An 18,465-nucleotide genomic window follows, 5' to 3' on the forward strand; every position below is an offset into this window, starting at 1 on the left:
ATGTATGTTCCAAATTACCAGTACTTATCAAATATTTCAGTGAGTTTGAAAGATCTACTAGGCCTGCATAGAGAATCGACAATCTTATTTGATGGAGGCCAAAAACTAGACGAATCGTGGCCTTTTGACTAAAACTATAGGGTAATAAAAATTAACTACTTAAGAAGGATTTTATGGGAAGAAAATCAGCAAAAATCGCGGCAAAAAAAGGTGCAGCAGACAAGGCCCGAGGCCAAGTCTTCACTAGAGCTCTAAAAGACGTATTCTTAGCTTCAAAAAGTGGAAGTGGTGACCCTGACACAAACTTTTTACTAAAAGTAGCTATTGACCGTTGTAAGAAGTTTAACGTACCAAAAGACAATATCGACCGGGCCATTAAAAAAGGCCAAGGTGGAGATGGTGTTGGCTACACAGATATAAATTATGAAGGATATGGCCCAGGCGGAGTTGCCGTATTCGTTGAAGCTTCAACAGATAATAATACGAGAACAGTTGCAAATGTACGTAGCTATTTCAATAAAGTTCAAGGATCACTAGGGCAAACTGGCTCACTAGAATTCGTTTTTAAAAGAGAAGCAAACTTTCTAGTAAATGAAGAAAATGTAAGTGATCAAGATGAATTCGAATTAGAAGTTATTGATGCTGGTGCAGAAGATATAACTTTAGAAGATGGAGTTTATGAAATTATCGCTCCTGTTGAATCATTTGGTGATATTCAAAAGAAATTACAAGAAATTAATATCACTCCAGAAGAAGCAAGACTTGAGAGAGTTCCACTTAACCATAAAGCTATTGATGACGAAGATACATTAAAGCAATTTGAAAGACTTATTGATTTATTAGAAGAAGACGATGATGTCGTCACTGTTTATCATAATCTTGAAGAAGAAGAAGAGTAAGATATAAAGGGATCATTTTGATCCCTTTTTTTATATAGAATTTATCCATATAATGTATTTATGGACATAAAATTAATTACACAGCTAGTGCCCCTCTTCTTTTTAGGTGCAATGACATTTTTTGGAATCATATTTTTCTATTTCATCAATTCAATTAATATCTATTACAAAAAATACGCTAAATTAATCAAAGGTAAAATTATTGCTTTCAAAGAAGAGTCTAAAACTTATCGAAGCAATAGAAGAACAACAAGAACCACTACAATTTGTCCTGTTATTGAATATTATCAAGATGGACAAAGAAAGCTCTTCTTAGGAACCAATCAAAGTTTTTTAAAGAATCGAATAGGAAAAAGTGTTGATGTATACATTATTGAAGGAAAAGAGGATTACGTTCTTCAAAAAGAGAATGTGTACAAAATATTCTCGCTAGCTTCATTGGCCTTCATTCTAGCTCCAATTCTAATCATCTCTACTATGGATGTCGATTTGATCTATAAAGTGGTTATTCCATTCTTTGGTATTCTACTTCTTTTACCTCCAGCAATAGGCATTAGAAAAAAAATGATTAAAAACTTAAAAGAAAGTGGAGATAACAGAAGCCTAATACAAGTAATACAAGAAAGCTTTTTAAAAAATAAGTCAATTATTGACATCAAAGATTTTGAAACTAGTGACGAGTATATTAAATCAGCAGCAAGGTTTAATAAAAAAGTTTCTAATACTCATTTCTATGGAATTGTTCTCACTACGATATTCGGTTGTGGCCTGTACTACTTAATTAAACACGTTTATCACACTAAACTTCATAGTCGAGATAAAGTCTTATTCACCAACTTCCTAAATGACTTTAATAATTATCATCCAATTATAGACGAGCTTGGAAAAAATGATGATGTGACAGTCTTTTGTATACTAATCGCATTTTCAATTATCATCACTTATGGATTTATCATAAATCTTAGTGGGTGGATAAAGAGTCGTTAATATCAGAGCTTGATACTGCATGATCACTAATAAGATTATGATAATGGACTAGTTTATCCTTTAAACGCTGACTATAAGTTATCATATGCATAATAACACTAGCATCACGTCGATCAGGTGCGGCCATAAGTTTTAGAATCCTCTTATTATATTCAATGATATTAAATTGAAATTCATTTACTTCTTTTTTTAGCTCTCGCTTTTGTTCTTCATCCAAATGGGGATTAGACATTGTTTCAAAAAAACTTAAAGTTCGAGTTGCCAGTGAGCGAATGATAATAATGAGATCACTTTTTAATTCAATATAATTCTTATCCATAGAGTCTTTCAAGTCTGATAAGTCTTTTACAGAGTCATGTATTTGGAAAATATATTCATATATGGACATAATATGAATAATAGTATTAATCTCTTTTTCACTAGTACATGTGGCAATGTAGTTAGAAAAGAAGCTTATCAATTCATCTTCTACATAATCAATATAATCCATTCTTCTCTTGGCCGCATTGAATACGCCTTTATAATTTGTTTCAATACTCAAGGTAATAAGATTATAGTTTTCTTGGACAAAGTCATATGTTTTGGGGATGTTTAAATAGAGATTTCTTTCAATTTCACTAAAGTCATTATCAGGAGAAAACATACTCAGATCAAAACGCTCAAAATCCATCTTCCCCTCACCTAGGACTTTATCAACAAAACGGATAAAAGGATCAATGGCAATAATGAAGATGATGGTTGTTGTTACATTAAAGATGAGATGAAAGTTTGCTAAGGCTATGGCCGGATCATCAGCTAATAATTTAAACTTATCCCCCCAGATAAAAACGATGGGCAAGAAAAGTACGACACCACCAAAATTAAATAAGAAATGAGATAAAGCAGTTTTCTTTGCAGCGATATCCATATTCACAATTGAAATAAGGGCCGTTACAGTTGTTCCGATATTGGCCCCCAATAGAATTGGGACCGCATTGCCTACTGATAGAATTCCCTGCTGAGTTAGAATGATGGCCAAACCAGTCGTAACAGATGAAGATTGAACGACTGCAGTTATAATCATACCGACAAGAACTCCTAAGAATGGATTATGAGGTTTTGATAAAAATGAAATTAGTCTTTCATCACTTTGTAGAGGTACAAGAGTTGAAGAAATAAGATGTAGGGCAAAGAAAACAAAACCAAAATAAAATAATGATTTAGCAAATACAGAGTACTTCGTCTTTATTAATGATAAAAAGAAACTCAATATAATAAATACAGGACCAAAAGCTGTTAATTTAAAAGCAACCAATTGTGCTGTAATAGTCGTACCAACATTTGAACCAAAGATAATACCCACAGAGTTTTTAAAAGACAGAACACCAGCATTAACTAAACTGATAGCTATGACAGATGTTGCTGAACTTGATTGAACAACTGCTGTAACAAATGCACCAATGAGAACACCAATACTTGTATAATTCGTTACCTTTCCGATAAATTTTCTGAACTGGTCTCCAGTAACTTTTTGAACCTCTTTTGAAAAATTTTCTAGTCCAAAAATAAATAAGATAACACTGGAAGTTGCAGCAATGAATATATTGAAATCACCCATATTTTCGTACCGTGTTTAGAAAATTATTAAGATAAATAATAAGTAATTATAGTACAAAAACAACTAAAGAACATACAATATTGTCAGTAAAATCAGATAGAAATAAAACTAGTTAATCAGCTAAAATAGTTCTCTCGATTATCAAGTATATGGCCAAAAACCCTTCAACAATGGCGATAGGAAGGCCTCTTTTTTGAAGAGGTCTTTTTTATTATTGGTAAAATTTTAGTTAAAGAAGTCCATATATCTTTTAAACCATTTTGTATCTCCAAAACGATCGACAACAGCTTCAAAGAATATTTCAACAGAGGACTCTTGAAGTCCCATCTGATCGTAGGACAACTCCTCATATAAATTCATAATAAGACTTGGGGAGAATTCATTCATAAGGCGATCTAAGTAATCACGGCCCTGCTTTGGATTTCTAGTGATAAGATAATCGAAAATAGATAGACGTTTTATATCACTTGCTTCAGGGGATCTTTTTTGAATACTTAATCCATTATCAAAATGATGCCACTGTGGTGACTTATCATTAACAGTTCTAATACAAAGAGTGACTGTAGGATTATGTTCATGGAGGACACGATGTGAAAACTCAAGTCCCCTCTTAATTTCTCTAATATCATTTGTAACAAGCGTCTCATCTACAATACACTCTAAATTAGATAAGAAAATATCATCAAAGAACTCTTCATCTTTAGTTACTTTAAAAACTTCATGTCTTGACTCTCCATATAGGACTTGAAAAGCGCCACTAAAAGAATGTGAATGAATCGAAGTATCTAATGTTTGCCAAAAATAGAGATCAACAACAAAGTGCCCGTTATTAAACAAAGTAATTGGAGGCTGGCCAAAACCATTATAAACATTTACCTGTTCTGGAAGAACTTTTGTTTCAAGACTCCATTTTGCAATAAAATCCTCTAATTCATGGATATCCACTTTAATTGACTTATTTTTAAGATATTCATAACAAGCATGAGAAAAGTTCTCATTATTAAGCTTTAAGTCTTCAATCTCTTTACCTATGTTTAAAATCTCATTCATTTTTGCCCGCTTTAAAATAAAAAAGCCGGTCATAGACCGGCCATTAGAATATATACATTAAATCATATATCTCACTCATCACAAGTTTTTTTGTAATCATTAATACCTTCTACCAACGATATATCAATATGCGTTCTTTTCCCATTAACAAAACCTAGATCACGTGTACCAAAAAGCATACATTCTATTTTTCCTGTCATTTCATCATTGATACTATCTTCATCACGTAGATCATAAAAACATGAAGATGCATAACCTCTATTCTCGAGAAAATCTTTTAAGTTAGTAGAAAGTGGTTTTGATTTTAAGTACTGACTAAGCTGATACCCGCATGTTGAATACTTAGAAGATAATTCTTTGCTAGTATAATTATCAACATTTATCGAGAAAGAAATATCTCTATTCTTAGTATTAATTCCATTTGGAATATATTCTTTAATAGCAGGAATTATGGCCTCTCCATTCTCGTCAGTCACAATAGACTTATAAAATAGACTCTTAAACTGACAAGGATTACCAACGCTCCAGTAAATTCTCATACATTTACTATAAGAAGCTTGTACTTCTACTATAGCTCCTTTTACTGGCCTACCACTTTCATCAACAATAGTAATTAATCGCTCTGGTGTATCAATCGCTACGCTAGCAAGACTAGATAAAGACGTTATCGCAACAATAGTAATAAGTAACTTTTTCATGAGACTCCCTAATATTAAATTAGATTATTTCATTTGAATAAATCATATTTAGTAGGAAGTCATATTAATTTGAAAAACTTACATTATAATGAATAAAGATAGCTCTCTAAATCCTTAATATCTTGTTTTGACAGAGGACTTTTCCATCCTGGCATTGATTCCTTAGAACGCGAAACAAGAAGATAGAAATTAAAATTAGGTACTTCTTTTGAGAGATTAGATAAGTCAACATTATCAATCATATTTCCATCTTGGCCATGACAACTCATACAATTCTTTGAATAAATCTTTTTACCGCGTACTACAGAATTTGCATCAAGCACTCTTTTAATATTCTCTGAAGTTCGAGTCGTATCTTTTGGAATGATACCATGTCTCATCTTTTGTCCATGATAGTACTCACGTGAGTCAGTGTTTATACTAGAACATGAACTTACAAATACAAGTAACAAACAAATATAGATATACTTCATTAGTCATTTTCTCTAAGTATCATTAAACGACATGGAGCATGCCCGACCATATATTCAGCAAATGAGCTTGAAAATAATCCGCTAAAACCGTGCTTACCTCGAGTCTCAATTATCATTTCATCAATTGAGTTCTCTTGTGCATATTCTTTTAGTGCAATTTTAGAAGAGTTGGCAAAAAGGCATTTACCAATAACTTTCCCCTTGTAATCAGAAGGAATAAGCTCTTTAGATAGGCCCTGAAGTAAAGTAGCAACAGACTTTTCAATATCATCCATTTGGCTTTCTAAAGGATAAGAAGCAAAGTAAAAAGTATCAGCATAGACCTGTGTCTCAAACCCATGAACGAAGTGAACTTCATCCCAACGACTCCAGTCATAATTTTTTAATTGTCCTTTAAAAGAATTAATTGATTCATTAGTGACATCGACACAAATCATTAATTTACTCATAGCTATCCCCTTGTGGATCTTTACTTCACTATAGAGTATCTGTTTATTTATGTGAGTTAAATATGACTTATATCAGGTAAAACAAAATTTAAGCAATAAAGATTAAAATCTTATACCTGCACCAATATAGAAGTTCATACCACTTTGATCAATTTGTTGATTAAATCCACTTTCATGCTCCATTGGGGCCAAAACATAGTTACGCTGTTCTGCTCCAACCGAAACAAAGAAGCGATCCCAAAAGATTGCCTTGGCCTCAAGAGAGACACCATAAGAATAACCACCAATATCATCATAGTGATTATCCTCATATTTTTGACCATTATAGTATGTATTAGTACCTGATTTAACATGGACAAGCCCAGCACTTACACCAGGACTTAAATCTAACTTAAGTTCAGGTGTATTAACTAGACGGATTGCATATTTCATTCCAAGTTGAATATCATTTAAAACGGTTATATTATCGGCCTCGTATACATCATAGCGATCGTCATTAAAAAGATCTCCTTGTGTATACCCAACATGACGGCCATTCATTTGATACTTTCTATATGTATCTGCTAATTCGATACTAAAATTATCTGTGACAAGATACTCAATCGAAATTTTGTGTCCTTCTTTAAATTCAATATTTTCATCAAACATCTTATTAAAGTCTTCACCACCAAAGTTATAAATATCATCTTCATCGTGTCCAACATTATAAGAAGAGTCCACAGCTGAATAATTTATCTGGGAATAAGTGATGACAAAGCGTTTGCGAATCCCATCAAGAATATCTTCTTCATCGACCTTACCTTCCTCAACTTCAACTGGCTCAAAAATAGCATCATTATTTCTCACTAATTCGTTAAGATGCGAATGCTCAATATTATAGTCATTAGCTAAAACCTGAGCTCCTAACAGCAGAGCGAAAGTTGTTTTCTTCATAATTATCCTTATTTTGATTAAAGTTCTAACTTAAATAAAAAGTATCATAATATTGAATACGAAAAGGCCTATACAAGAGAATTCATGTACTATTTGCATGTTAAAGTTTTATACAAAGCTTAATATTCAAAATATCAATTTGAACCTTTAAATCTGACTAAAGATTGGACATTTCCTAAAATCCTAAACAACAAAAATACTTTCAAGATTATAAGAGCTTAATATTTCAAAATTAGAATTGGCATCTGATGTGCATTTAATCACGAAACGTTAGAATTATTTTGGAGCTTATCTTGAAGATAAAATCATTTATTGTAAGTACAATGCTATTAACGACGTCTGCTGTCTCTGGGAGAATAGCAATAAATGTAGAAGGCGCTTATCTTAATCAAGACCTAAACCAATACAACACTAGTGACTTAATTAAAACAGACGAATTTGCGTCAAACTCATACTGGCGAGACACTGTTAAAAGAGAAGCAGTCATTAAATCTATTGTTAAATGTTTGGATAATAAATGCGCTCGATTTGGCTCTATGGATATTCAAGATATCTATAGTGAGTCTGTTAAGAAGTTCGGTAAAAAAGACGGTGATATTTATTTTGCTAACGTTGTAGCAGGTCTCATGATTGGCTCACCTGAGATTAAAAGAAATGAAATTCTATCTGCTTCAAAGCTTATGATGAGTTTTGAACAAAAGATCTATCTTGCCCACATCATGGGCCATATAATGAATAACCACTACGACTTCACTCGTGCCACAATTGGTGAATCTGGAATAGTTACAGAACAAGATATTTTTAATGCCATAAAAAGTAATTCCAGAGCTGGAATCTGTCGTGACATTGCGGTTGTTCAAACAAATATCTTAAAACGTCTTGATGTAGAAGATGTTTATGTAGTTGCCTATAACTCAAGACGCGTTGGCCATGCCACAGTAATTGCACAAGACCCTGAAAATCCAGATCGTATTGTAAACTTTAATTACGGTGAAACTAGAATTAATAATAGAACAGGAGCAGCAGGCCTTTCTCAAGATAATTATATTCCAGAATTTGGTATCAATTACCGTATTTTCGATAGTGAAGGAAATCCTGTTGATCGAGTCCCTAGTGAAATGGGCTATATTCTAAATCAGGCGGCAGGCCTTGATATCGAAGTTTCATCAAACGGTATTCAATACGATGGCATCAATATGATCAATCTCGACTATAAAACCGGAAATATTTCCACAAGAGCATTTTACGCAACAACTGACAGCGGCATCGAAGCAATGGGTGGCGTATTTAAATATGAAAATTACTCAAAGTATATCGACACTGTATTAGGTGTTGGAATGCAGACTTCAAGAAAGGAAATTCAAGAAAGAGAATTCTATAAAGAATCCACAAGCGCTTTTATGGGAATGGACGTAAAGCTTAAAACTGGAAAGGTCGATATTGGCCCTGTAAGAAACCTCTATGCAGATATTCAAGGAAATATAAGCCTTGATGTTGGTCACGGAAGCGCCACATTAAAAAATTATGAAACAGAAGATATGTATAGCGACAACTTGAATTCAATAAGGTCATCTCTCTACGCTGATGCAAACTTCCTAGGAGCAAATTGGAAGAGTATCGTTTCTGTCCACGCCTCAATCATGAAGGCCGACGTACGAGACGAAGGTAAATACACTGTTGCCATCCTTGGTGGGAAGATCGAAAACGTTATCAAGAAACAAGTATTTGAACAATATGGTGTAGGTATTCACAATATTGTCTATATCAAGCAAAACGGCGCAACAACAGATCTAAAAGTCTCTGTTTATTCTCAAGATGGCAAGTATGCCTTTGAAGTTGGAATCAAAAAACCTATCGCTGGAAAAGTTGGTTTTTGGGTAAAAGGAAATGAACCTTCGGCCTATGCCACAGCAAAGACTAAGATCTTAGATGAGAATTTTGAACTGAGTGTTCAATACATTAAAAAGAAGAATACAGAGAGCACGTATAACTTTAAAGGCGAATACAAATTTTAAGATAAATACTACTTAATACACAATGAAACTCAAGGGAGTTCTAGTTTAAGACGATTTTATTACCAATTTTAATTCTAGCTTCAAATTACTGTTTCGCGACACAAATAGAAGACATAAGTAAGGCCATTGAACTAACGAAAGAATTAGAAAACGTGTCTAAAGCACAATACAATATTTCAGCACGAATTGAATACAATGAAAAAGCTCTACAACATGTAGTTAACAGACAAGTAATCAATCAAATGAATGCACTTAGACTATACAGAGAATTTATCGAAAGTGGTATTAAAGATAAAGAACAAGAAAGGTATCTCAAGATACTAAACGCAGTTTCATTTGATCTTGTATCACTGAAGAATTCACCTACAAATTCTTACGAACTTGATTACCATAAGCTACCAGAAATCTTAGATTTAAAAGATGAGAGTACATTAGATCAAATCTACATCCTTTTAAAATATCATATTGACTCACTTTATAGAGTTTTGAATGAGTATAGGGAAATTGATAAGACACCGTATGTTGAACCAACAGACTTTAAAGAATTAATGGAGTTGAGAAATATCGCTAAAGATGAGAACTTAATGGAACATGAAAGAATTGAAAAAATAGCGGAAGGCTACAATGAGATTCAAAAAGGTAAAAATCACTATGCTTACTCTTCAAGTTCATATCAATATTTCGAAGAGTATAAGAGTGACGCTGAAGCAGCTGCAACAGGAGAAGCTTTGGATCACCTTTTAAAGCTAAAATAAAAATGAAAAATCAATTAGTGAATTCTAAAACAGCAGAAATAAGTGGAAGCAATACAAACCAAAACCAGCTCCAGTTGTTTAACTCTTTATATATTGATTTTACTGAAACAAAGAAGATACTGGCCTCTATAAGAGAAAAAATAATAAAAACAGACTTAATAATATTTAGACTACCTGTAGCCTCTATTGGACCATTAAAGAGAAATATATAAAGAAGTAATGTAGCTAATAGAGGTAAGCTAAAATAAGAGAAAGATAAGATTAGTACAGGTCTTATGTCTTTAGACGTAATATTAGAAACCCCAGACCATTGTAAGCACTTCTTAGTCCACCAAGTAACTAAAAACCAAAAAATAAAATAAGTAAAAAGGCCCCATATCGAAATATAAATTAAAAAGCTCTGCCAAGTAGGGTCTATATAATAGTTATATAAAGCACTATCCTTTGCTAAGCCAAATGGTATTTCTAACTCGCGTAAATTATGAATATAACCATAGAAAACAAGTGAAACACAAATCAAATAATTTAAAATATACTGAGAATATTTATAATTGTTTTTAGAGTACTTTTTTATAAACTCAACAGGTTTGAGAAAGTATATTAAATAAGATGAATATTTCGAAGCCATATTTCAATAATCCTATGTTATTTAATTTTTAAAGTATCATCCGCACTGCCAGTTCTAGCAAAGCGCGCCTTCTCACCTTCTTTAGAGAATATTGCCTTATAACCGACATATCTCTCAACAAAGTCCTCATCAGACTTATCTCTAAGCCGATACCCTGCTGTAAGTAACTTTCTAATTCTTATATTATTTCCATTCTTAGCTAAGTAATACGTATAAACACCAAGCGATCCTATCGTTAAGAGAAGAAATAATGTTATTTCTATTCTATTATTGAAATAAGAAGAAAATGGCCCTTTAAAGAAAAGTTCACTATTAAAACCAACAGGACAATGAACTTCTTTATCAAATCGTGGAGATAGAAGTACTATAAATCTCTTTTTCACAATGACTCCGAACATCGATATGCAAAGCTTTGATATGTTGAAATATCACATTTGTCTGAAAACATATTGATAAAAAGAACATTGCCTCCGGCGAATAAAACCTCATCTGTAAGTACTTTATAATCAATATCACAATAAACAGAATTACTAACTAACGGCTTATTTGAATAAGAAGACTTAATTCTTATCATCTTCAATCTTTTACAATTCTTTATAGTTTCAGAATTAAATGTAATATCAACATCCCCTCTTAGCTTCTTTCTTCTATTGTTTAACTGTTCCACATAATTTGTATCTGGACCTACGCTAGGAGTTGTTAACAACTTCAATCCAAAATCTAAAACATTGAAAGCTTCATTAACACCAGCATAACCTGGTAAAGATAGGCGTAAAAGAATAAGCGTCAAAATCTTATATCTGAATATAGATTTTTTAAAAATTGAAGAAGTAAATGACATCAATGAATTATAACTCATATCTGAAATCATTCACTAGATTTTATTTTATGTATCTAAAGTACGCGGCACCTTTATACAATTCTCACAAGTTACACTAATTACTTAAAACCAATACCGTTAATATTTGAAAGAAAGCTCGAAGAATCTTGCTTGAAGATAAAAAAAATAGCAAAAAGGAATGAAGTGACGTAGCTTTATGCGCATACGGCCTTTTTTAAACTACTAAGTTACTTATTTTGCATAAAGGTGTCGCGTACTCGCAAAAAGAGAAAATAAAAAAGCCAGCTATCAAGCTGGCTTTTTTATGGAGGATTCGATAGATTCTCCAATATTTCAACAAGTTAAGTATTCAATTAAGCACATGTAAGCACATGTAAGCACAGCCTAATTAAATTTACATTTCGATGTAAAATTAGCGTGTTAATCATTACTTATTTTTGATAGAATTTTACTTCTAGCTCTTTTTAAAATCATATTGTAATCACTTTTGAATGGTTCAACTAATTTTTCTTCAAAACTAGCTTCTAAATTCCAAATCACTCTTTTTTCAGATTCATCTAAAAATGTGTTTTCAAGTGCATCATCATTATTCACCCGTGCTAAGTACTCAAATAAAACCAATGCTTCTTCTTTACTAAATTCAATTATTACTTTGTCTTTCATTGTATATTTCCTCGTTCTAGTAAATTCTTTAATTGTGCCTTACTTAGTTTCCATCCACTTATAAACTTTCCATTACTATCTTTCATTACATTTAAGCCTGTTTGAAAATCTGTTCCAGGTGCCTTTTCATTGACCACGCGAAAAGAAAAAGCACCTGGAACGATTATCTATATTTTAAATTCATTTAATGCGTACAATCCTAAGTGATTATTATTAAATTATAACCTAATAATGAATACGATCATTAAATTTTAAATGACTTAAAAAAGAGGATTATGGTTAGGTGGTATGCGATGGATTTGCCCTCTCCCATTCAAACAAGTCATAAAGAAAAATCTCTGGCGCGCATGGTGTCCGACTCGTCCCATCGTGGGACTCGCTGGATTGTTCGGCTTCATCTGCTCCTGCAGATGCCGCCTCCAAAACTCGGGAAGACATGTTTAAATTCGAGACTCGGACTCAGAAAATAAAAAAGCCTCCCATTGGGAGGCTTTTTTATTTTGGAGGACGAGACCGGATTTGAACCGGTGAAAAACAGTTTTGCAAACTGCCCTATTAGACCACTCTAGCACCCGTCCGCATGAATGATTTTAGATTTTCTATAATATGGATATTTTTTGATAAGTCAATCTAAATACTTAAGAATATTGACCTGCCACTAATGCAGCAGGCCTATATTAAGTATTGAAAATTAACTTGGAAGACGTAATTAAGCTTCGCGAATTACGTATTTGTCCTTACCTTCATCAACCATTTCACGTAGCTGCTTTCCAACTTTGAAGAAAGGTACTTTCTTAGGTGGAACCTTAACAACCTTACCAGTCTTAGGGTTACGCCCTTCATAAGCTTTGTAATTACGATTAGCAAATGAACCAAAACCTCTGATTTCGATTCTTTCGTCGTTAAATAAAGCATTGATCATGTCATCAAAACAAATATTTACAACTGTTTCGGCCTGCTTGTGAGTTACATTGGCCTGCTTTTCAATTGCTGCGATCAAATCTGCTTTTGTCATTTTTATCTCCTCTCTAACGTTACGAGAACTTATTTTACTTCTAAACTTAATTCCACGATATTTAGTTACCTACTTATCGTCCAAGTCTCTAAAAACATTAGATATATTTATAATGCCACAAAATATTTACTGCTACTTAGTGCCTGCTAAAACTTCCACATATTATAACACATTGAAATTACATAAAAACGGACAAAAACACGAGGAAATGTAAGAAATTAACCTAAAATTAAAGAAGTAATAGAAAAATGGCGATTAAGTACTTAGATATTTGAGGGATTTAAGCCAATGAAGGTAATTTATCTAATTCTATTCATGTTTATAACTAGTTCATGTGTTCCACAGGTTGCACGTCCAGACGGATTCTTTGACGATGTGGAATTCTCAGATACATGTGAAGGACTATACTTTCTCCTAAACGAAGGAAATGTCTGTGCTTCTTCATGTAATGACGGTGAAGTTGTTGCTGATGAAGAACAATTAGAAAAAATACTTGTCGATAATGATTTTGAAGAATTTATCCTAGATAATATCGAAATTTCTGAAGGTGTTTGTATTACTCCTCCTGAGGTTATTGAAAGACCAAGTGATTCAATTTTTATCGATGATGACTTTTGTATTTGTAAGAATCAAAAAGTGGCCTCAGTAACAAGTGGACCAGATTGTGCAGCGACATGTCTTGAAAAAGAAGTTACTGTTGCAACGATTTTTGGAAGTGTTACTCCAGGTGCAAAAGTAAAAGATGATGAACAGCTACAGAACCTATTTGGTTTTTGTAATAATGCTTTAGATAATACTCCAGATGGACAAGATGCGAACCCACCATCATGTGAGCTCATAGCTACAGATATTGATGGAAGACGATTTGCAACGAACCTTAAAACTTATCAAGGAACAAACCTCTTTGAAGCGAATTTAGAATCAACTGGTGCGCGTTTTGGGGAAGCTTATACTTTTCATATCGAAGAGACAGGCTCTGGAATTGAAAACGCACAAAGTGATTACGAACAATTTAAATTATTTGAACCAGGTGATGATGATGAGTACGAAGGAAATTTAAAGATTAAACTCGTTTCTCAATACACTTGTATGATCCGTGCAACGGCCACAAGCCCAAATTACGATGCATCACAATCAATTTATCTTGATACAATTAGAAAGCACTTCTATATGCCAATTGACTACCCTACACCTTACTTACCACCAGGTGTGAGTGATACAATCTTTTGTCATGACTATATTAAAGAAGGTCAAACTGATGATGCTCCACAGTTTTCAAGACTTGAGCTTACGCCAGGTCACTTCTCATTATGGGATGTAAATGATGTGCGTTTTATAAAAGATGGTGAGATTAGAACTGTTGATTACTTAATCAAACAGAGAATGATTGACATGGGTGCTAATGTTAGTGGAAATAAAGAATACTTTGCTCCGCTTGAAACATGTGTCGCTCCAAACGTAAGTGTTGAAGATGGTGGCATGCCAGAGGCCTGTACTTCAGCAGACTCAGGCTTAATTTCTTCAGGATTAGCAATGATTCCATTCTTTACTGACAATTCTGGAAATGCAATCTGTCCTGGTGAAGCTGAATATAATTCAAGCACAATTGAATTTAGAGCTATTGGAGAGATCGTTGGTGTCCCAACAGAGGGTCTCTACTTTGCCAAAGGTCCGAGAGAAGTTATCGATCTTGGTGACGGAAATAAACAAGAAGTAAAACCAGCAGACGTTATGTTCATTCGTGAGTCACAACTTAAAAAGATTTGGTTCCACCTAACAAGTAATGGTGTTCACTATAAACCAACAGCAGATACTGTATCGCAGCCAACGTATTTCTATTGGCCAGCAGATGAAGATGCACCATACGTTCAAAAACGTGGATATCAGAAGCTATATCAAGTTATGCACTCAAGTGAGTTAACAAGTAGTGGATACACAACATCTATTCCTACAACGATCAAACCACTTGATAGAAAAATGGCCTGTATACCAATTACCCAACAGTAATCTTAGAAAGCCTTAAAGAAATTTAGAGAACACGTTCGACAAAAATGTCCACCGTTGGACCTAAGTAGTCTTTATATAAGAAATAAAGAATCCCTACTTTTAGACCTGTTGAGATTACAAAGAATAAGAGTCCTTTAACAAAACGAGTGAGGATAAAGTCATCTTTTTTAATGATCTTACGTCTTAGAAAGAAGTTAATAATAATTAAGCCTATAATCGTAAAGAATGCCAGCTTCATAACCTTCTTATCTTGAGTTAATTCAAAAAGGTATAGTAAGGCCTTTTCATCCTTTACCATTCCAATGAGAAAGCTTGTAAGCCTCTCTGAGTTGATAAGAAAGCCGGCCATAGGCTTGCCTTCAAGAGATGAATGAATCATTTGAGCGATTTCATCATCAGGCATGTATTTGAATTGAGAATTAATCATTTTGATGGCCATACGCATTTGAGCAGGATTTGTTTTAGAAATACCTGTCGTGCCTAGTCCTTGGGGTAAAGCCTTAGAACCATTTGTCGATAGCTCACTGGCCTTTAATTTCTCACTCAAATCTTTTAGATTTGGTGTATCACCACTTTCGTCTTGGTTACTATTTTCGATTTGCTTTGAAAGAGTATTAATCGACTCTTGTAGCTCCTCTATTTTATCTTCATTTGATTGGTGATGCTGGCCACGATCGTAGTCCTCACCATAAGCAAAAACCCCATGCGTCCAAAAAAGAACGCATAGGGATAATATAAGAAAATTAAAATTAATTAATGTCTTAAGCTTGTGCATTTACTGTATTTGAACTCTTTCCATCTCTTAGACGATCAAATAATAAAACAACAGGAGCTGCAACGAAAACAGATGAGTAAGTACCAACAACAACACCAAGAGTGATTGCCATAAAGAAATCACGGATAGCAAGACCACCGATAAAGAACATAGTTGCTGATACAAATAACGTTGTACCAGAAGTTAGAATTGTTCTTGAAAGTGTTTCGTTAATTGCATTGTTGATATGCTCTTTAATATCACGGCCGACAAACTTTGCCTCGTGCTCACGAACACGATCATAAACAATAACCGTATCGTTTACTGAGTAACCAATAACCGCAAGAATGGCAGCAACAGTTTGAAGTGTGAATTCAGTTCCAGTAAGAGCAAAAACACCTAGGATAATTGAAACATCGTGGAATAGAGCAACAATTGCACCTGGTGAGTATTTAAAGTCAAAGCGAAGACCTACATAGACCATAATCGCTAGAAGTGCCCAAAGCATTGCTAAGAAACCAGACTTTCTAAGCTCCGCACCGGCCTTTGGACCAACGATATCAACCTTTCTAATCTCAACACCGTCAGCTGCATACTTAGACGTTAAAGTCTTTGAAACCTTATCTGTTACTTCATTAAGGTTTTCTTCATTTGCCGAAACCTTAAGTAGGTATTCATTTTCAGATGCTTCACCAATTGTCTGCATTGTGATTCCAGAGAATCCTGCATCCTTCATGGACTTTCTTAATTCATTTAAGTTTTCAGATTTTTGAAACTTAACTTGAATTTCAGCACCACCACGGAAATCAACCCCATACTTCATTTTAGTTGCGATAAGGAAGATAGATCCGATTACTAATATTGCTGAGATAATTGATGTTATCCCAAACTTTTTTACAAAATTGATATTTGTATTACTTCTAATTATTTCAAACATTAATTACTCCAACCTTAAATACTTAAATCCTGACCTTCAACTTTATTCATATAGAATTCGAAGAAGATTTTAGAAACAAAGTAAGATGTATAAACTGTTGCAAAAATACCGATAAGTAGTGTTACCGCAAAACCTCTAATTGGACCTGTACCAAAGTTTAGTAGACAGATACCTGCAAGTGCAGTTGTGATATTGGCATCAATAATTGTCCAAAATGCTGAATTAAAACCATTTTCAACGGCTTTATAGAAGCCTACATTCTTACGTATCTCCTCTCGAATACGCTCGTAGATAATGATATTAGCATCAATTGCCATACCAACAGTAAGAGCGATCCCAGCAATACCAGGAAGAGTAAGAGTAGCACCTAGCCCAACTAACATCGCAAGGATAATTAGAACGTTTAGTGCAAGAGTTGTAATAGCAAACATCCCAGAAACTCTGTAGTAAACTAAGATAAATCCAAATACAAGAACACACCCGATGATGGCAGCAAATCTTGCCTTATCAATTGAGTCAGCTCCAAGAGATGGACCAACTGTTCTTTGCTCTAAGAAATCAAGTTGAACAGGAAGAGCACCAGCTCTAAGAACTAAAGCAAGGTCTCTTGCTTCTTTCAGTTGCTCGTTGTAACTCTTTCCACCAAGCGAAATCGTTGCACGTCCACCAGCAATTTTACCGTTGATACGCGGAGCTGAGTAAACATTTCCATCAAGTGTAATTGCCATTAAACGGCCAACATTTTCTCCCGTAACTTCAGCAAAGATCTTTGCTCCACGAGACTTAAAGTTTAGACCAACTTCTGGTTGATTATTTTGTTGTGGATTAAATTGAACTCTTGCATCTTCAAGGTCTTCACCTGTAAGACGTGGAGTTGCTTCAATAAGGTATGGTACAAGTTGTAAAATATCACCCTTAGCATTAGTCACACGCTCAAAAGCAAGAACATGTCCCTTAGGTAGGTCTTGTCTTACTAATTCATTAACCTTTGATACATAAGTTGAGAAACGCTCACCTTTTTTGTACTCAAGCCCTTCTTCTTTTGCCTTTGATACCCAACCTTGGATAGTTGCAGGAGCAATTTCAGAATTTACCATTTTGAACTCAAGCTTAGCTGTTTTACCAATAAGCTCTTTTGCTCTTTCAATATCCTTAACACCAGGAAGTTGAACAACGATACGATCTGTCCCCTGTGAAACGATTTCTGGCTCTGTTACACCAAATTCGTCAATACGGTTACGGATAACTTCAATCGATCTTTTTACTGACTGTTCTTCGATATCAGTTTTAACTTTCTTAGTTAGAGCGATTGAAATCGTACTTCCTGTATCACCTGTGATTCTGATTAAACCATTATAAGTGTCATGAATAACACTTTTTACAGCTTCATTATCAGCAGCTGAATTCAGAAGAATCTCAAGCTTTGGATCAAGAGGATCTGATGCATCGATATCACCTAGCTTGAATCCACTTCCCGTTTCATCTTTAAAGCTAAATTCTACACGACGTGCATAACCCTTTACTTCATCTTTATAAACTTTCTTAAAGTCGATCCCTAGGATCATATAAAGACCACCTTGAAGGTCTAGACCTAGGTTAATCTTGGACTTTACAGGAAAGTTATCTGTTTCTTTAAAATTAAATGCAGTAGGTACTATTGAAATACCTGAAATGATCGCTACGATAAGTAAAAATACGAAGCGATACCACCAGCCTCTTCTCATTAGATTCTCCTAATCCTTGGGTTTTCTTAGATTTTCTCAA

Annotated in this window: 19 protein-coding genes and 1 tRNA gene; 6 read left to right on the top strand and 14 right to left on the bottom strand. The window is 34.0% G+C overall.

Annotated elements, in window-relative coordinates:
• Positions 1 to 173: 173 nt before the first annotated feature.
• Positions 174 to 899, top strand: coding sequence for a YebC/PmpR family DNA-binding transcriptional regulator (locus tag ACMAZI_RS09275; protein ID WP_412473309.1), 726 nt, complete (start codon positions 174 to 176; stop codon positions 897 to 899).
• A gap of 60 nt (positions 900 to 959) precedes the next feature.
• The gene (locus ACMAZI_RS09280; protein WP_412473308.1) at positions 960 to 1,886 is read left to right on the top strand and encodes a hypothetical protein; all 927 of its coding nucleotides are present in this window, start codon (positions 960 to 962) and stop codon (positions 1,884 to 1,886) included.
• Here the strand turns inward: ACMAZI_RS09280 and ACMAZI_RS09285 are convergent.
• The 6 genes from ACMAZI_RS09285 to ACMAZI_RS09310 form a co-directional block, all read right to left on the bottom strand.
• Positions 1,861 to 3,483 carry a Na/Pi cotransporter family protein gene (locus ACMAZI_RS09285; protein ID WP_412473307.1) on the bottom strand — a complete coding sequence of 541 codons (1,623 nt, stop codon included), beginning with the start codon at positions 3,481 to 3,483 and terminating at the stop codon, positions 1,861 to 1,863. The two genes, ACMAZI_RS09280 and ACMAZI_RS09285, sit on opposite strands and share 26 nt — an antisense overlap.
• Positions 3,484 to 3,708: 225 nt before the next feature.
• Positions 3,709 to 4,533 (bottom strand): hypothetical protein, encoded by an 825-nt coding sequence (locus ACMAZI_RS09290; protein ID WP_412473306.1) that lies wholly within the window; start codon positions 4,531 to 4,533, stop codon positions 3,709 to 3,711.
• Positions 4,534 to 4,604: 71 nt separating this feature from the next.
• Complete coding sequence (locus ACMAZI_RS09295) at positions 4,605 to 5,231, bottom strand: hypothetical protein (RefSeq protein WP_120404716.1); 627 nt, start codon at positions 5,229 to 5,231, stop codon at positions 4,605 to 4,607.
• Between the two features lie 83 nt (positions 5,232 to 5,314).
• Positions 5,315 to 5,704 (bottom strand): c-type cytochrome, encoded by a 390-nt coding sequence (locus ACMAZI_RS09300; protein ID WP_412473305.1) that lies wholly within the window; start codon positions 5,702 to 5,704, stop codon positions 5,315 to 5,317.
• Positions 5,704 to 6,153 carry a universal stress protein gene (locus ACMAZI_RS09305; protein ID WP_115362326.1) on the bottom strand — a complete coding sequence of 150 codons (450 nt, stop codon included), beginning with the start codon at positions 6,151 to 6,153 and terminating at the stop codon, positions 5,704 to 5,706. Before ACMAZI_RS09305 ends, ACMAZI_RS09300 begins: the two co-directional genes overlap by 1 nt.
• A 102-nt stretch (positions 6,154 to 6,255) precedes the next feature.
• Positions 6,256 to 7,086, bottom strand: coding sequence for a hypothetical protein (locus tag ACMAZI_RS09310; protein ID WP_412473304.1), 831 nt, complete (start codon positions 7,084 to 7,086; stop codon positions 6,256 to 6,258).
• 293 nt (positions 7,087 to 7,379) lie between these two features.
• Here ACMAZI_RS09310 and ACMAZI_RS09315 point away from each other — a divergent pair, with 293 nt between their 5' ends.
• From ACMAZI_RS09315 to ACMAZI_RS09325, 3 genes are all read left to right on the top strand, one after another.
• Entirely contained in the window at positions 7,380 to 9,101 is a 1,722-nt protein-coding gene (locus ACMAZI_RS09315) for a transglutaminase-like domain-containing protein (protein ID WP_412473303.1), read from the top strand.
• Between the two features lie 152 nt (positions 9,102 to 9,253).
• On the top strand, positions 9,254 to 9,856 hold the full coding sequence (locus ACMAZI_RS09320; RefSeq protein WP_412473302.1) for a hypothetical protein: 603 nt from the start codon (positions 9,254 to 9,256) through the stop codon (positions 9,854 to 9,856).
• A gap of 2 nt (positions 9,857 to 9,858) precedes the next feature.
• Positions 9,859 to 10,068 (top strand): hypothetical protein, encoded by a 210-nt coding sequence (locus ACMAZI_RS09325; RefSeq protein ID WP_133296946.1) that lies wholly within the window; start codon positions 9,859 to 9,861, stop codon positions 10,066 to 10,068.
• A 433-nt stretch (positions 10,069 to 10,501) separates the two neighbouring features.
• Here ACMAZI_RS09325 and ACMAZI_RS09330 read toward each other — a convergent pair whose 3' ends face one another.
• From ACMAZI_RS09330 to ACMAZI_RS09350, 5 genes are all read right to left on the bottom strand, one after another.
• Positions 10,502 to 10,867, bottom strand: a complete 366-nt coding sequence (locus tag ACMAZI_RS09330) for a hypothetical protein (RefSeq protein WP_412473301.1) — start codon at positions 10,865 to 10,867, stop codon at positions 10,502 to 10,504.
• Positions 10,864 to 11,274: a hypothetical protein gene (locus ACMAZI_RS09335; RefSeq protein ID WP_412473300.1), complete on the bottom strand. Its 411-nt coding sequence runs from the start codon at positions 11,272 to 11,274 to the stop codon at positions 10,864 to 10,866. Before ACMAZI_RS09335 ends, ACMAZI_RS09330 begins: the two co-directional genes overlap by 4 nt.
• 471 nt (positions 11,275 to 11,745) lie before the next feature.
• On the bottom strand, positions 11,746 to 11,988 hold the full coding sequence (locus ACMAZI_RS09340; protein WP_115362314.1) for a hypothetical protein: 243 nt from the start codon (positions 11,986 to 11,988) through the stop codon (positions 11,746 to 11,748).
• A gap of 501 nt (positions 11,989 to 12,489) precedes the next feature.
• Positions 12,490 to 12,566, bottom strand: a tRNA-Cys gene (locus ACMAZI_RS09345).
• 131 nt (positions 12,567 to 12,697) lie between these two features.
• On the bottom strand, positions 12,698 to 13,003 hold the full coding sequence (locus ACMAZI_RS09350) for an HU family DNA-binding protein (protein ID WP_115363754.1): 306 nt from the start codon (positions 13,001 to 13,003) through the stop codon (positions 12,698 to 12,700).
• 288 nt (positions 13,004 to 13,291) lie between these two features.
• Between ACMAZI_RS09350 and ACMAZI_RS09355 the strand changes: the two genes are divergently transcribed.
• Positions 13,292 to 15,010, top strand: a complete 1,719-nt coding sequence (locus tag ACMAZI_RS09355) for a hypothetical protein (RefSeq protein WP_115363756.1) — start codon at positions 13,292 to 13,294, stop codon at positions 15,008 to 15,010.
• A gap of 22 nt (positions 15,011 to 15,032) precedes the next feature.
• Here the strand turns inward: ACMAZI_RS09355 and ACMAZI_RS09360 are convergent, their stop codons facing one another.
• From ACMAZI_RS09360 to secD, 3 genes are read right to left on the bottom strand one after another with little or no spacing between them, the layout of a single operon-like run.
• On the bottom strand, positions 15,033 to 15,785 hold the full coding sequence (locus tag ACMAZI_RS09360; protein ID WP_412473299.1) for a hypothetical protein: 753 nt from the start codon (positions 15,783 to 15,785) through the stop codon (positions 15,033 to 15,035).
• A complete protein-coding gene (gene secF, locus ACMAZI_RS09365) occupies positions 15,772 to 16,701 on the bottom strand; it encodes a protein translocase subunit SecF (protein ID WP_120404706.1) in 930 nt (309 codons plus the stop codon). Before secF ends, ACMAZI_RS09360 begins: the two co-directional genes overlap by 14 nt.
• Before the next feature lie 14 nt (positions 16,702 to 16,715).
• The gene (secD, locus tag ACMAZI_RS09370) at positions 16,716 to 18,425 is read right to left on the bottom strand and encodes a protein translocase subunit SecD (RefSeq protein WP_115363762.1); all 1,710 of its coding nucleotides are present in this window, start codon (positions 18,423 to 18,425) and stop codon (positions 16,716 to 16,718) included.
• Between the last annotated feature and the right edge of the window lie 40 nt (positions 18,426 to 18,465).

The organism is Halobacteriovorax sp. YZS-3-1 (genome assembly GCF_047084945.1).
Classification (GTDB): domain Bacteria; phylum Bdellovibrionota; class Bacteriovoracia; order Bacteriovoracales; family Bacteriovoracaceae; genus Halobacteriovorax_A; species Halobacteriovorax_A vibrionivorans.

Bases quoted from the DNA above. Each gene is read 5' to 3' on its own strand.
- ACMAZI_RS09275 (WP_412473309.1), top strand. From the start codon at position 174: ATGGGAAGAAAATCAGCAAAAATCGCGGCAAAAAAAGGTGCAGCAGAC.
- ACMAZI_RS09280 (WP_412473308.1), top strand. From the start codon at position 960: ATGGACATAAAATTAATTACACAGCTAGTGCCCCTCTTCTTTTTAGGT.
- ACMAZI_RS09285 (WP_412473307.1), bottom strand. From the start codon at position 3,483: ATGGGTGATTTCAATATATTCATTGCTGCAACTTCCAGTGTTATCTTA.
- ACMAZI_RS09290 (WP_412473306.1), bottom strand. From the start codon at position 4,533: ATGAATGAGATTTTAAACATAGGTAAAGAGATTGAAGACTTAAAGCTT.
- ACMAZI_RS09295 (WP_120404716.1), bottom strand. From the start codon at position 5,231: ATGAAAAAGTTACTTATTACTATTGTTGCGATAACGTCTTTATCTAGT.
- ACMAZI_RS09300 (WP_412473305.1), bottom strand. From the start codon at position 5,704: ATGAAGTATATCTATATTTGTTTGTTACTTGTATTTGTAAGTTCATGT.
- ACMAZI_RS09305 (WP_115362326.1), bottom strand. From the start codon at position 6,153: ATGAGTAAATTAATGATTTGTGTCGATGTCACTAATGAATCAATTAAT.
- ACMAZI_RS09310 (WP_412473304.1), bottom strand. From the start codon at position 7,086: ATGAAGAAAACAACTTTCGCTCTGCTGTTAGGAGCTCAGGTTTTAGCT.
- ACMAZI_RS09325 (WP_133296946.1), top strand. From the start codon at position 9,859: ATGAAAAATCAATTAGTGAATTCTAAAACAGCAGAAATAAGTGGAAGC.
- ACMAZI_RS09340 (WP_115362314.1), bottom strand. From the start codon at position 11,988: ATGAAAGACAAAGTAATAATTGAATTTAGTAAAGAAGAAGCATTGGTT.
- ACMAZI_RS09350 (WP_115363754.1), bottom strand. From the start codon at position 13,003: ATGACAAAAGCAGATTTGATCGCAGCAATTGAAAAGCAGGCCAATGTA.
- ACMAZI_RS09355 (WP_115363756.1), top strand. From the start codon at position 13,292: ATGAAGGTAATTTATCTAATTCTATTCATGTTTATAACTAGTTCATGT.
- ACMAZI_RS09360 (WP_412473299.1), bottom strand. From the start codon at position 15,785: ATGCACAAGCTTAAGACATTAATTAATTTTAATTTTCTTATATTATCC.
- secF (WP_120404706.1), bottom strand. From the start codon at position 16,701: ATGTTTGAAATAATTAGAAGTAATACAAATATCAATTTTGTAAAAAAG.
- secD (WP_115363762.1), bottom strand. From the start codon at position 18,425: ATGAGAAGAGGCTGGTGGTATCGCTTCGTATTTTTACTTATCGTAGCG.